This window comes from Sphingomonas sp. MJ1 (PH-R8) (genome assembly GCF_048058635.1).
GTDB lineage: Bacteria > Pseudomonadota > Alphaproteobacteria > Sphingomonadales > Sphingomonadaceae > Sphingomonas.
In genome coordinates, this window is the sequence record NZ_JBBEFX010000008.1 from 78,436 (window position 1) to 91,704 (window position 13,269).

Below are 13,269 nucleotides of genomic sequence, written 5' to 3' on the forward strand. Positions count from 1 at the left end.
CAGCGCCCCGATGGTCACCTTCGAAAGAGCGCGTCGGCGCTGGCCCGATGGGTCGTCGCCCGCTCAACCTGGCTTCGGCACCGGGCGATCTCCGCCTCCAGCGCCGCGATGCGTGCGTGAAGCTCCGCGACGGACAAAGGATCCAGGTCCTCGCGGGCCAGCTGCGCCAGCGGATCGTCCTTGCGACGCGGCAGAAATTCCTCGGCGTCCATCGGCACAGCGTTGACCCTCCTTTGCGCGATGTCAATAACGCTGGGCAACGCGCGGGGAAGCAAAGGGAGCCAGATGCCGATGAACCTTCCCGAGAGCATTCCGGGTACCATGATCGCGATCGACCCGGAGGTGGCGGGCGGGCCCGAGGTGCTGGTGCCGATCGAACGTCCGGTGCCGCAGCCGGGGCCCGGCGAGGTGCTGATCCGGGTCGCGGCGGCAGGCGTGAACCGGCCCGACCTGCTCCAGCGGGCGGGCAATTACCCGCCGCCGCCTGGCGCGCCGTCCATCCCCGGGCTCGAGGTTGCCGGCACGGTCGCCGCAGTCGGGGAGGGCGCGGACCAAAGCTTGGTCGGTTCCACCGTCTGCGCGCTGCTGGCGGGCGGCGGCTATGCCGAATATGCGCTGGCGCCCGCTGGGCAGTGCCTGCCGGTTCCCGAGGGGCTTTCGATGGCAGAGGCGGCGGCGCTGCCGGAGACGCTGTTCACCGTGTGGACCAACCTGTTCGAGCGCGCCTATGTCCAGGCCGGGGACGCGGTGCTGGTCCATGGCGGCACCAGCGGCATCGGCACCATGGCGATCAGCCTGTGCGCGCTGTTCGGGGTCGAGATCATCGTGACGGTCGGCTCCGACGACAAGGCCGAGGCGGCGCTGGCGCATGGCGCGACCCACGCGATCAACTACAAGACCGAGGACTTCGTCGAGCGGGTCAAGGCGATCACCGGCGGCGCAGGCGTCGCGGCGGTGCTCGACATGGTCGGCGGCGACTATGTGCCGCGCAACCTGAAGTGCCTGGCCGAGGATGGGCGCCATGTCTCGATCGCGGTGCAGCGTGGCGCGGAGGCGACCATCCCGATCTGGCAGGTGATGCGTCGTCGCCTGACGCTGACCGGTTCGACGCTGCGCCCACGCGATTCGGAGTTCAAGACGCTGGTTGCAGAGGAGATCGCGCGGCTGGTCTGGCCGTTCGTGGCCGAAGGCAAGCTGCGCCCGCTGATGGACCGCAGCTTTCCGCTCTCGCAAGCCGCAGAGGCGCACCGCCGCATGGAGGCGGGCGACCACGTCGGCAAGATCGTGCTGACGATCGGCGACTGAACCGCCGGCGACCCGGTCGCCGGCGGAATGCCTCTACAGCCGCGTGACCGCGTAATGCTCCTGCAGCGCGGCCACGACGGCATCGCTGTGGGTCGCGTCGCGTGCCTCGAACATCACCTCCAGTCGCGCCGCCTGGACGCTGGGGGAGGTGAAGAGCCGGTGGTGCGACACCTCGATGATGTTGGCCCCGGCTGCACCGATCCGCGTGGAGATCTCGCCGAGCACGCCCGGGCGGTCGGGGATGTCGAGGATCAGCCGCATCAGCCGCCCGTCGCGCACCATCACCCGCTGGAGCACGTTGGCGAGCGCGCGGTTGTCGATGTTCGCCCCGCACACCGGCACGCCCACCTTGCGGCCACGGAACAGCTCCGGATAGGTCAGCAGCGCGGCGACGCCAGTTGCGCCGGCGCCCTCGGCAACGATCTTGGCTTCCTCGGCCAAGAGCGCGATCGCGCTCTCGATCGCGCGTTCGGGCACGGTCAGCACCTGCTTCACTAGCTGGCGCACGATCTCCAGCGGCTTGCGGCCGACGTCGCGGACAGCAATGCCTTCCGCCACTGTCGCACCGCCGACGCTGACGGGCGTGCCCGCCAGTTCCTGCGCCATCGCCGCATAGCTCTCGACCTCGACGCCATAGGTGACGATCGGGCGACCGGCGCCCTCCGCTGCGAGCGCGGCGCCTGCGACCAGCCCGCCGCCTCCCACCGGGATCGCCAGCGTGTCGAGTTCGGGCACATCCTCGATCAGTTCGAGCGCAAGCGTCCCCTGACCCGCGATCACCGCGTCGTCGTCATAGGGGTGGACGAACACCAGCCCCTGGTCTTGGGCGAGATCGTGGGCGTGGGCGGCGGCCTCGGCCAGGGTCGTGCCGTGCAGCACGACCTCTGCGCCCCAGCGGGCGGTGCGGGTGACCTTGGTGGAGGGGGTGAAGGCCGGCATCACGATCACCGCGCGGATGCCGAGCAGCGCTGCGTGGCGCGCGACCGCCTGGGCATGGTTGCCCGCCGACATCGCGACCACCCCCGCCGCGCGCTCTTCCGCGGAGAGCAGCGCGAGGCGGTTGGCGGCGCCGCGCTCCTTGAACGCGCCGGTAACCTGCAGCGTATCGAGCTTCAGCCAGACGTCCGCGCCGGTAATCCGGCTAATCGCATCGCTGTGCACCACGGGGGTGCGGATCACCTTGCCGGCGATCCGGGTAGCGGCTGCGTGGACGTCTTGGGAAGTGATCACGTACGGCCCTCTTCGTTGGTGCCTCGTCGGCGGCGCGATACGCCGCGCCTGCCTACAACCACCAAAGCCGCAACCGGACAAGGAAAAGCCGCGGGGTACACCGCGTAGCGACTTCCCCCGCGTCGATCCGATTCCGCTAGAGTGCGAGTAGAAGCACCCCTAAGCTCGACTTCGAATCGGGGAGGGGGAGTTGCTCGAGTTTCTGGGCCTGCCGCAGAACATCGCCTTTACTGCGGCGCTTGTTCTGATGCTGCTGATCGGACTGGTGCAGTTGATCGGCTTCGGCGTCGAGCTGGATGCCGATGCGGATCTGGACGCCGACATGGGTGGTGATCTGTTGTCGTGGCTCGGCGTCGGCCGGGTGCCGCTGCTGATGCTGCTGGTGCTGTTCCTCGGGATCTTCGGTTCGATCGGATTGCTTGGCGAACAGGCAGCGCTCGAATGGGCGGGCGCTCTGGTGAGCGGCTGGATCGCTGTCCCGGCCGCCACCATCCTCGCACTGCCGCTCACCGGCCTGGCCGCGCGCGGCCTGGCGCGCCTGCTGCCGCAAGACCACACCACCGCGATCCTGCTCGAGGAACTGGTCGGTCGCTTCGCCCGGGTCGTGATCGGTCGCGCAGTTCCCGGTGCGCCTGCGCGGGCGCGGGTCGAGGACCGTCACGGGCAGCCGCACTACGTGATGGTCGAACCCGATAACCCCGGACAGACCTTCGAAGAGGGCGAGCAGGTCCTCCTCGTCCGGCGCGAGAACGACGTGTTCCGCGCCATTTCCCGCGGCGACCACAAGTTGCCCCAGCTAGGAGCGTGACGATGAATACCGACGTGGTGGTGCCCCAGTCCGGAATGCTGACCACGGTCGGCATCGTGGCAGGTGCCGCGCTCCTGCTGCTGCTCGTGATCGGCCTGTTGTTCGCCAAGCTCTACAAGCGTGCGTCGAAGGAAATCGGCTTCGTCCGCACCGGCGCAGGCGGGGAAAAGGTGGTGATCAACGGCGGCGCGCTGGTGCTGCCGGTGTTCCACGAGACCATGCCGGTGAACATGAACACCGTGCGCCTGGCGGTGGAACGCAAGAACAGCGATGCGCTCATCACACTTGATCGGCTGCGCATCGACGTGAAGGCCGAGTTCTACGTCCGGGTGAAGCCGGATGCCCAATCGATCGCGATCGCCGCGCAGACGCTGGGCATGCGGACCATGCATCCCGATGCGCTCAAGGAACTGGTCGAGGGCAAGTTCGTCGACGCGCTGCGCTCGGTGGCGGCCGGTATGACCATGGCGCAGCTGCACGAGCAGCGCAGCGAGTTCGTGCAGAAGGTGCAGCAGGTTTCCTCCGCCGACCTCGCGATGAACGGCCTGGAGCTGGAGAGCGTGTCGCTGACCGGGCTCGACCAGACGTCGATCGAGCATTTCAACGCCAACAATGCCTTCGATGCCGAGGGCCTGACCAAGCTCACCGAGCAGATCGAGCTGCGCAAGAAGGCGCGCAACGACATCGAGCAGGACACCCGCGTCCAGATCGAGACCAAGAATCTGGAGGCGGCACGCCAATCGTTTTTGCTCGGCCGCGACACGGAGTTCGCGCGGCTGGAGCAGGAGCGTGAGCTGGAGGTTCGTCGCGCCGAACAGGCCGCCGAGATCGCGCGCGAGCAGGCCGCGCGCCAGCGGGAGTCCGATGCAGCGCGGATCGAGGCCAAGCGCCAGATCGACGCGCAGCAGATCGAGGCCGATCGCGCGATCAAGGAAGCGCGCATCGCCCAGGAACAGGCGCTCGAACTCGCCCGTCAGGAGCAGCAGATCGCCGTCCAGAACAAGAGCCGCGACGAGAGCCAGGCTCGTGCGGAGGCCGACAAGGCGCGCGCCGATGCGGTGGCGGCCGAGGAACAGGTGTCGACCAGCCGCGAGACCGAGATCGCCGAGCGCACCAAGCGGATCGAACTGATCGACGCCGCGCGGGAGGCGGAACGCGCCGCGATCCGCATCCGCGTCGAGGCAGAGGCCGAGAAGCAGGCCGCTGCCGACCGCGCCGAGGCCGCCCGTCTTGCCGCAGAGGGCGAGGCCGAGGCCGCCAAGCTGCGCGCGGAGGCCGACCGCGTCCGCTTCGAGGTGGAGGCCGCCGGTCAGCGTGCGGTTAACGAGGCGGCGAACCTGCTGTCGTCGGACCAGGTGTCGCTCCAGACCAAGCTCGCGCTTCTGAAGGTGCTGCCGGAGGTCATCCGTGAGGCATCCAAGCCGCTGGAGGCGATCGACAGCATCAAGATCGTCCAGGTCGACGGGTTGACCGGCGCCGGTGGGACGACGGGGGCAGGTGTCCCCGCGGACGGCGGCGTCGATCGCAACCTCGCCAACTCCGCGGTGCAGGCGGCGCTTCGCTATCGCGCGCAAGCACCGATGATCGACGGGCTGATGAAGGAGCTCGGTTTCGACGGCGGCTCGCTGGATGGGCTGGTAAGGGGCGCGGCGCTTACGGCCAGCGGTCCGGTGACGCCAGCCGCCGCGGACCTGCCGGCTGCGGCGGAGTAGCGGCGTCAAGCGAGGGGAAGCGGTGTTGCTCCTGCGCAGGGCGGTCTGATCGGACCCGCGCCCCTTTTCGCAAAGCATTGCCGGAATAACGCTTTGCCGGCAGCTATGCTTGCCTCTGTCCACTTCGCGCACTAAGTCTGTTCCGGATACGGCCACCCCGCGAGGGGTGGCCCTTATTGTTTCTGGAGAACTGCCGTGGCCCAGCCGTTGATGCCGCATGCGACCGCTTCCTGGCTGGTCGATAACACGTCGCTGTCGTTCGAGCAGATCGCCGACTTCTGCGGCCTGCACATCCTGGAAGTGCAGGCGATCGCCGACGACACTGCCGCAACCAAGCTCACCGGCCGCGATCCGGTCCGCGCCCACGAACTGACGCAGGACGAGATCGAAAAGGGTCAGGCCGATCCGAACTATCGCCTCAAGATCCAAAAGGGGCCCGAGCAGGTCCGCCGCACCAAGGGGCCGCGCTACACCCCGGTGTCGAAGCGCCAGGACAAGCCGGACGGCATCGCCTGGATCATCCGCAATCACCCGGAGATCTCGGACGGCGCGATCGGCAAGCTGATCGGCACCACGCGCACCACCATCGCCGCGATCCGCGACCGTACGCACTGGAACATCGGCAACATCGTGCCGAAGGATCCCGTCACGCTCGGCCTGTGCTCGCAGCGGGAGCTCGATGCACTGGTGACCAAGGCCGCCAAGGCCGCGGGCATGGAAGCACCGACCGACACGCGCCTGGAGGGCGACCGCGAGGCACTGTTGGAGCAGCTGCGCAACGAGCGGCAGCAGGCGGTGCGCGATGCCGAGGCACTGGCGAACGGCGAGACTGCCGAGCCCGCCCCGGCCTTCATCGATCCGTTCAAGCGCTGATCGCCAGCGTTCCCGTCCCTCCGCGCTTGCGGGGGACGGGCTCGGCGGGCCCGAGGTCCTGCCGCTTCTGCTGAGGCAGAAAGCCGATTAGCTTCTCCCCGTCCGACTCGGGGAGAACTGGCATGACCGACCTTCGCGAGCGCGCTGTCGCGCTCTACGACGCCTTCACCCACGAGCACCGCGACCGTCGCGCCTTCATGCGGGAGATGGTCGCGCTCACGGGCTCCGCCGTCGCTGCCGAGGCGCTGGTCGCAGCGATCGCGGCGTCTCCTGCCGCAGCACAGCAGGTCCAGCCGGACGATCCTCGCCTTCGCACTGCCACGCGCAAAGGGGCCGAGGCGGGCAAACCAGCCGCAGCCTATTTCGCGGCACCCCGAGAGGCCGGCGGCCGCAAGCTCGGTACGGTGTTGGTCATCCACGAGAACCGGGGGCTGACCGAGCATATTCGCGACGTTGCAAGGCGCGTGGCGCTGAGCGGGTTCCGAGCCGTCGCACTCGACCTGCTGGCGCCGCAGGGCGGCACGCCTGCCGACGAGGACCGCGCACGCGAGATGATCGCCGGCATCGACATGGACTTGGCCCTTCGTCAGGCAGTCGCCACCATCGATCGTGCGGCGCGGCAGCGGGGCGGCTCCGGCAAGGTGGGCGCGGTCGGCTTTTGTTGGGGCGGCGCCTTCGTCAATCGCCTGGCGATCGCCGCCGGACCTGCGCTCAGCGCAGGCGTGGCATATTACGGACCTGCGCCCGCTCCTTCCGAGGCGGCGAAGGTCGAGACGCCGCTGTTGCTACACTATGCGGGCAAGGACCAGCGCGTGAACGCGACGGGCCTGCCTTGGGCAAAAACGCTGGAGGCGGCAGGCAAGCAGGTCGAGGCCCATGTCTATCCGGACGTCGACCACGCCTTCAACAACGACACGTCGGCAGAACGATATGATCCCGCGGCGGCAAAGCTCGCCTGGGAGCGGACCACGCGCTTCTTGCATACCCGGATCGACGGCTAGGCCGCCGAAGCCGGCGATCAGCCGATCGAGGCGGCAATCCGCTGTTCGAGTGTGCCGCAGCGCTCGGGGAGGGCCGCCATCACGGTGCTCCGCTCCTCGGCCGACATCGCCGTCCAGTCGGCAATCTCCTCGCGCGTGCGGCCGCAGCCGAAACACCAGCCGCTCTCGAGGTCGAGCGTGCACACCAGGACGCACGGGCTTTCGACCGCGACCGGCGCAACATACTCGATGAAATCGTCCACGCGGCCTTGCACGATCAGGCGGTGAGTCGAACGTCCAGAAAAGCCGGGATGGGGCCGTTCCAGCCGCCATCGTCCGCCACCGCATCCTCGACCTCGCGACGACGGCGTGGTTCTTCATGGCGGGGCGCCCGTTCCTCCCGGGTGCGGCGAGGTTCTTCGGACCGCGGGGTGCGATCCTCGCGGCCGCGGCGATCGCGTGAACGCTCGGTCCGCGGTGCCCGTGGCTCCGGCGTAGCTTCCGCTTCCGCAACCGGCACGCCGCCCAGATCGAGCACCTCGATCTTCTGGCCGGTCAGCTTCTCGATGTTGGCGATGTTCTCGGCATCGTCGGGCGTGACGAAGGTATAGGCCGTGCCCGTCGCACCGCCACGGCCGGTGCGGCCGATGCGGTGGACATAGTCGTCCGGATGCCAGGGCGCGTCATAGTTGAAGACGTGGCTGACACCCTTCACGTCCAGGCCGCGCGCCGCGACGTCCGACGCGACCAGGATGTTGACCTCGCCGTTCTTGAACCGGTCCAGCTCGGCGATACGCGCCGACTGTTCCATGTCGCCGTGGATCTCGGCCGAACGGAAACCCGCGCGCTGGAGGCTCTTGTTGAGCTCGCGCACCGTCGTCTTCCGGTTGGAAAAGATGATCGCGGTGCGGACCTCGTCGGAGGACAGGAGCCGGCGCAGCACGTCGCGCTTCTTGGCCGCACTGACATGGACCACCCGCTGGGTGATGTTGGTGTTGGTGGTCGCCGGCCGGGCGACCTCGATGGTCTTGGGGTTCTCGAGGAACTTGTCTGCCAGCTTCTTGATCGGCGGCGGCATGGTGGCCGAGAACAGCAGCGTCTGCCGCTGCTTGGGAAGCTTGGTGCAGATTTCCTCGATGTCGGGGATGAACCCCATGTCGAGCATGCGGTCGGCTTCGTCGATCACCAGGAGATTGCAGCCGGTGAGCAGGATCTTGCCCCGGCTGAACAGGTCCATCAACCGCCCCGGGGTCGCGATCAGCACGTCGACGCCCTTCTCGAGCGCCGCCAGCTGGTCTCCCATCGATACGCCGCCGATCAGCAACGCCATCGACAGTTTATGGCCAGCGCCGTACTTCTCGAAGTTCTCGGCAACCTGGGCCGCGAGTTCGCGGGTGGGCTCCAGGATCAGCGAGCGCGGCATGCGTGCGCGGCTGCGACCCTGGGCCAGAATGTCGATCATCGGCAGCACGAAAGCGGCCGTCTTGCCGGTGCCGGTCTGGGCGATGCCGATCAGGTCGCGCATCATCAACACGGACGGGATCGCGCTCGCCTGGATCGGCGTCGGCTCCGTATAGCCCGCCTCCGTTACAGCGTGCAGCAGTTCATCGGAAAGACCGAGATCGGCAAAGTTCATGGGGTTTCCGGAAAACGGCACCGTCGCGGCACCGGAATGCAGGTCCGCGCCTTGCGGATTTCTGCCGGATTGTCAAGCAGAACGCGCTTCAGCGGCCGGGAACGAGCATCCGGAAAGACGAGATGCGGCACTGCCCGCCAGAGCGGGAGCGAATCGTATCGCGTGACGCGCACACCATCCCGTCCGCGGTCGGCTTGAGGTAGAAGCCCGAGTAGAAGTCGAGCGTGGGGCAATCCTCCTCCAGGCGCGCCCGCAGCCGCTTCCCCCCGGTCAGCATCAGGTCCACGCTGTCGGTGCGGGTGATCGACACCGCAGCCAGATTGGCGACGGGCACACAGCGGTCGGTGCGTTTCTCCACCCAGTTGATCGCCGGCAACGCACGCGAACTGGAGGCGGGGGTGACTTCCATGCGCGGCACCCGCACGATGATTCGCTGGATGCGCACCTCCCTGTGCACGACCGTGCCGGCCGGAACGCTCACGCGCTGCTGGGCCCCGGCCATGGGGGCCGCGAGCGTCAGCAGCAGAAGCACGGGTACAGGCTTCGGTACGGGCATGGGGCTCTCTTCTCAGCCCCTGGGTTTTAACCGGTGATGAACTGGCGGCAAGCCTCTCGGCCGTGTAGCGCGACGGGATGACCGCACAGACCCGCCTGATCCATGCCATTCGGAAAGCGCTAGGCGAGTGCAGCCTCACCACCGACGCCGACCGGATCGCGCCCTTTCTCACCGATTGGCGCGGGCGGTTCCATGGCGCGGCCGCCGCGATGCTGCTGCCGACCTCCACCGCCGAGGTGGCCACCATGGTTCGCCTGGCGGTTGAGCATCGGGTGCCGCTGGTCGCACAGGGCGGCAACACATCGATGGTGGGTGGCGCGACGCCGCCTGCGGACGGATCGGCGCTGCTGCTGTCCACCCGCCGCCTCGACCGCATTCGACGCCTAGACGCCGGGGTTGCCCTCGCGGTGGCCGAGGCAGGCGTGATCCTGCAGAACCTTCATGAGGCCGCTGCGGAAGCCGGCTGCCGTTTTCCGCTCACCCTGGGCTCGCGCGGGACGGCGACAATCGGCGGCCTGGTCTCGACAAACGCAGGCGGTACCCAGGTGCTGCGCTGGGGGACGATGCGGCGGCTGGTGGCCGGGGTAGAGGCAGTGCTGCCCGATGGCAGCATCCACGATGGGCTCACGCCGCTGCCCAAGGACAACCGCGGCTACGACATCGACCAACTTCTCGTCGGCGCCGAAGGTACGCTGGGAATCATCACCGCCGCGACCCTGCGCCTTGCCCCTGCGATCCTTGGCCGCGCTGTCGCCTGGGTGGGCATCGCCGACCCGGAGGCGGGGCTGGCGCTCCTGCGACGGATGCAAGGGACGACCGATGCGATCGAGAGCTTCGAGATCATCCCTGGCGAGACGCTGGAGCGCGCGGTGCAGTATCTGCCGGACGCGCGGCCGCCGCTCAGCGGTACCCACCCATGGCACCTGTTGATCGAGGCGGTCGCTGCGACCCCGGAGGCCGAGGCGCCGGATGCCCTGCTCGCACGACTGCTCGGCGACGCGCTGGACGCCGGTCTCGTTGCCGACGCGGTGATCGCCACTTCAGAGGCGCAGGCGGAGGCGTTCTGGCGGCTGCGGGATTCGCTGTCGGCGGCGGAGCGCGCCGCGGGCCCGGCGGTGCAGCACGACATTTCCGTGCCGGTGGACCGGATGCCGCGCTTCATGGTCGAGGCGGCCGCGGCTGCCGAGGCGCGCTTTCCGGGCACCCACGCCACCGCCTTCGGACACTTGGGCGACGGCAACGTCCACTTTCATGTGCGGGCGCCTGCGGGCGTCGATCCGGCCCGCTGGATGGCGGGGGAGGCGCCCGGCATCACCACCTTTGTGCACGATCTGGTGGTTGCCGCCGGCGGTTCGATTTCGGCCGAGCACGGTATCGGGCAGATGAAGCGCGATGAACTTGCCCGCCTCGGCCCGCTCGCCCGCTTGGCGGCGCTGCGGGGGATCAAGCAGGGGCTCGATCCGATGAACCTGTTCAATCCCGGCAAACTGGTGACGCTTGCGCCCGTCGACGGGGCGAAATAGACGCGCAAGCTGGGTTCCAGGAGATCAAGAATGGCCACGGCGCCGAAGAACAACGGGCTTCCTCTGTTTTACAACCAGCTCGAACCGCTTTCGAGCCAGCAGCACGCCAACTACAAGGTTCGCGTTGCGGATCGTGCGCCGTTCCTGGTCAACGAGCATGCCGTGCCGGTCACCGTCGAAGAATTCCCACTGGTGCAGCGCCGCATGCCGATCGTCTTCTCGGTGGGCGAGGATCCCGTGCCCCTCGCGCTGATGGGCCTGAACGAGGGCGTCAACACCTTCATCGACGCCGACGGCCGGCTGATCGACCCGGAAGTGTACGTCCCGGCCTATGTCCGCCGCTATCCGTACATGCTCGCCCGCCTGCGTCCGGACAGCGAGGACCTGTCGCTGTGCTTCGATCCGACCGCGGACACGATCGGCGCGTTCGAGGACGGCGAGGCGCTGTTCGACGGCACCGAGCCGAGCGAGACCACCAAGCAGATCCTGCAGTTCAACGAGCAGTTCGAGCAGGCCGGCCAGCGCACCGCGATGTTCATGAAGGAGGTCAAGGACCTGGGCCTTCTGATCGACGGTGAAGTCTCGATCCAGCCGGACGGCGCCGAGCAGCCGTTCATCTACCGTGGTTTCCAGATGGTCGACGAAAAGAAGCTCAACGAGCTTCGTGGCGACCAGCTGCGCAAGATCCAGCAGAACGGCATGCTGCCGCTGCTCTATGCGCACATCTTCTCGCTGTCGCTGATGCGGGACCTGTTCGCGCGTCAAGTGCGCGCGGGCATGATCGCGCCCCAGCCGACCGCCTGATCGGACGTCCCGCCGGGTCAAGCCCGGCGAGACGCAGTACGAAGCGCAAGCGCCGTCCGTCTTCCCGACGGGCGGCGTTTCGTCGTGCGCGGCAGGCAATGCATCGCAAGTGTCGGCAAACGCTTGAACCTTTGCGCTTGATATCTATATTCTCTGGTACGCGGTCTCGTGTTCCCCCCTTTCGCGGGATCGTGTGACACGCTTTCAGCGTGTCTCCTCCCTGAACCTAGGCCACCTCGTGCTTCGTGCACGGGGTGGTTTTTTTATGCGCTATTCGGCGGCAAGCGCCGGCGGAAGCGCTTCCGCGGCGACGGCTGCGATCATGCGGGCGAGGGCGGCAGCGAGGTGGGGTAAGCCGGGGCCGGCTTCCGTCAGCGTGGGATCGAGATAGAGGCCACGATCGAACTCGATCTGGATCGCGTGCACATTGCGTGCGGGCGCGCCATGGGTCGTCACCACGTGCCCACCGGCATAGGGCTGGTTACGGGCGACCCGAAGGCCGGCATCCCGCGCGGCGGCTTCGAGCGTATCGACCAGGCGCCGCGCTGCCGAGCGCCCGTGTCGGTCGCCGAGCACCACCTGCGCAGGCGTGACGCCCGGCAGCGATGGCATGGAGTGGATGTCGAGCAGGATGGCGACGCCGAACCGCGCGTGCGCCGACGCGAGCGCGGCAGCCACCGCGGCGTGGTAGGGACGATGGTGGGCCATGATGCGGGCGGTGACCTCGTCCGCGTGCAACCGGCGCTTCCAGATGTCGCCCGCGCTGCTGGCGCGCCGGGGTATGAGCCCCAGCCCGCTGCGCAGCCGCGCCGAGGCCCGGGGCTGCACCATCGGATCGGCGCCCGCGTCGACCTGCGGATCGCGCTCCTGCTCGCTCCGGTTCAGGTCGATCCAGGCGCGAGGCAGCTTGGCGACGAACAGCGTGTGGGGGCCGCGCGCCGCAAGCGCCACCTGGTCGACCAGCCGGTCCTCCAGCGGCAGCAGCGCCGCAACCGGCACCCGCAGCAGGTCCTGCATCTCCTCGGGATAGGCGCGGCCGGCATGCGGCACCGAAAGCACCAGCGGCGTTGCCGGTTCGGCGGGACCGTGCAGGTCGAAGGAGAGGGGCGGCGCGGGCACGCCCTGGATGCTAGGCCCCGCAGCGATCCGGAGCAACGCGCTGGAAAAGCGGCAGGGGTTCGCCCATAGACGCGGGCGCTCGTACGAGAGGGATGCATGTACAGGATTCTGCTGGCCGAGGACGATCAGGTGATGCGCGAGTATCTGACGCGCGCGCTCGAACGTTCCGGCTACCGCGTGGCGGCGGTCGATCGCGGGACGGCCGCCTTGCCGTTGCTGGAGAGCGAGACGTTCGATCTGCTCCTCACCGATATCGTAATGCCCGAGATGGACGGCATCGAACTCGCACAAAAGGCGCAGGAGATCGCACCCGAGATGCGGGTGATGTTCATCACCGGCTTTGCGGCAGTGACGCTGAAGGCGGGCAAGGCCGTGCCCCAGGCTCGGGTGCTGTCGAAGCCCTTCCACCTGCGCGACCTGGTGCGCGAAGTGGACCAGCTGTTTGCGGAGGACAGCGTTCCCTCGCACAGCTGAGCAGATTTTTTAGGTTCGGCCGCTTTCGGTGCTTGCGCTCCCCAGCGCTCCCCGCTAGAGGCCGCACTCCCGGCGGGCGTGTAGCTCAGTGGTAGAGCACTGTGTTGACATCGCAGGGGTCGCAAGTTCAATCCTTGCCACGCCCACCACGGAAAAACCCGCCAGCGCACTGCGTTGGCGGGTTTTTTCATGTCGGTGCCCTGTGCCAGAAACTCGGCACATCTTTCGTTCGGCATCTCGACGACTTGG

Annotated in this window: 14 protein-coding genes and 1 tRNA gene; 9 read left to right on the plus strand and 6 right to left on the minus strand. The window is 68.1% G+C overall.

Annotated features, from left to right (window positions below):
• Positions 1–14 precede the first annotated feature (14 nt).
• A complete protein-coding gene (locus VPH46_RS08885; RefSeq protein ID WP_125960698.1) occupies positions 15–212 on the minus strand; it encodes a DUF1192 domain-containing protein in 198 nt (65 codons plus the stop codon).
• A 73-nt stretch (positions 213–285) separates the two neighbouring features.
• Between VPH46_RS08885 and VPH46_RS08890 the strand changes: the two genes are divergently transcribed.
• Positions 286–1,305 carry an NAD(P)H-quinone oxidoreductase gene (locus VPH46_RS08890; RefSeq protein WP_416610574.1) on the plus strand — a complete coding sequence of 340 codons (1,020 nt, stop codon included), beginning with the start codon at positions 286–288 and terminating at the stop codon, positions 1,303–1,305.
• A gap of 33 nt (positions 1,306–1,338) precedes the next feature.
• On the opposite strand, the gene VPH46_RS08895 is transcribed toward VPH46_RS08890, so the two are convergent.
• The gene (locus VPH46_RS08895; protein ID WP_416610576.1) at positions 1,339–2,535 is read right to left on the minus strand and encodes a threonine ammonia-lyase; all 1,197 of its coding nucleotides are present in this window, start codon (positions 2,533–2,535) and stop codon (positions 1,339–1,341) included.
• A 190-nt stretch (positions 2,536–2,725) separates the two neighbouring features.
• Between VPH46_RS08895 and VPH46_RS08900 the strand changes: the two genes are divergently transcribed.
• The 4 genes from VPH46_RS08900 to VPH46_RS08915 all read left to right on the plus strand — a co-directional run bounded on the left by VPH46_RS08900 (position 2,726) and on the right by VPH46_RS08915 (position 6,929).
• Positions 2,726–3,343 carry a YqiJ family protein gene (locus VPH46_RS08900; protein WP_416610578.1) on the plus strand — a complete coding sequence of 206 codons (618 nt, stop codon included), beginning with the start codon at positions 2,726–2,728 and terminating at the stop codon, positions 3,341–3,343.
• A 2-nt stretch (positions 3,344–3,345) separates the two neighbouring features.
• Positions 3,346–5,055, plus strand: a complete 1,710-nt coding sequence (locus VPH46_RS08905; RefSeq protein WP_416610659.1) for a flotillin family protein — start codon at positions 3,346–3,348, stop codon at positions 5,053–5,055.
• Positions 5,056–5,265: 210 nt separating this feature from the next.
• Positions 5,266–5,928, plus strand: a complete 663-nt coding sequence (locus tag VPH46_RS08910) for a DUF1013 domain-containing protein (protein WP_204991407.1) — start codon at positions 5,266–5,268, stop codon at positions 5,926–5,928.
• Positions 5,929–6,050: 122 nt separating this feature from the next.
• Entirely contained in the window at positions 6,051–6,929 is an 879-nt protein-coding gene (locus tag VPH46_RS08915; protein ID WP_416610580.1) for a dienelactone hydrolase family protein, read from the plus strand.
• Between the two features lie 17 nt (positions 6,930–6,946).
• On the opposite strand, the gene VPH46_RS08920 is transcribed toward VPH46_RS08915, so the two are convergent.
• From VPH46_RS08920 to VPH46_RS08930, 3 genes are all read right to left on the minus strand, one after another.
• Positions 6,947–7,171 (minus strand): DUF1289 domain-containing protein, encoded by a 225-nt coding sequence (locus VPH46_RS08920; RefSeq protein ID WP_416610582.1) that lies wholly within the window; start codon positions 7,169–7,171, stop codon positions 6,947–6,949.
• Between the two features lie 14 nt (positions 7,172–7,185).
• Positions 7,186–8,544, minus strand: a complete 1,359-nt coding sequence (locus VPH46_RS08925; protein ID WP_416610584.1) for a DEAD/DEAH box helicase — start codon at positions 8,542–8,544, stop codon at positions 7,186–7,188.
• Positions 8,545–8,632: 88 nt separating this feature from the next.
• Entirely contained in the window at positions 8,633–9,076 is a 444-nt protein-coding gene (locus VPH46_RS08930) for a hypothetical protein (protein WP_165890020.1), read from the minus strand.
• A 101-nt stretch (positions 9,077–9,177) separates the two neighbouring features.
• Here VPH46_RS08930 and VPH46_RS08935 point away from each other — a divergent pair, with 101 nt between their 5' ends.
• Together VPH46_RS08935 and VPH46_RS08940 are read left to right on the plus strand one after the other, a co-directional pair.
• On the plus strand, positions 9,178–10,623 hold the full coding sequence (locus VPH46_RS08935) for an FAD-binding oxidoreductase (protein ID WP_416610586.1): 1,446 nt from the start codon (positions 9,178–9,180) through the stop codon (positions 10,621–10,623).
• A 30-nt stretch (positions 10,624–10,653) separates the two neighbouring features.
• Positions 10,654–11,427 carry a SapC family protein gene (locus tag VPH46_RS08940; protein ID WP_125960707.1) on the plus strand — a complete coding sequence of 258 codons (774 nt, stop codon included), beginning with the start codon at positions 10,654–10,656 and terminating at the stop codon, positions 11,425–11,427.
• Positions 11,428–11,697: 270 nt separating this feature from the next.
• Here VPH46_RS08940 and VPH46_RS08945 read toward each other — a convergent pair whose 3' ends face one another.
• Complete coding sequence (locus tag VPH46_RS08945; protein ID WP_416610588.1) at positions 11,698–12,546, minus strand: N-formylglutamate amidohydrolase; 849 nt, start codon at positions 12,544–12,546, stop codon at positions 11,698–11,700.
• A gap of 96 nt (positions 12,547–12,642) precedes the next feature.
• Between VPH46_RS08945 and cpdR the strand changes: the two genes are divergently transcribed.
• Both cpdR and VPH46_RS08955 read left to right on the plus strand, forming a co-directional pair.
• The gene (cpdR, locus tag VPH46_RS08950) at positions 12,643–13,020 is read left to right on the plus strand and encodes a cell cycle two-component system response regulator CpdR (RefSeq protein WP_125960709.1); all 378 of its coding nucleotides are present in this window, start codon (positions 12,643–12,645) and stop codon (positions 13,018–13,020) included.
• Positions 13,021–13,094: 74 nt separating this feature from the next.
• Positions 13,095–13,169 (plus strand) — tRNA-Val (locus tag VPH46_RS08955).
• Positions 13,170–13,269 lie beyond the last annotated feature (100 nt).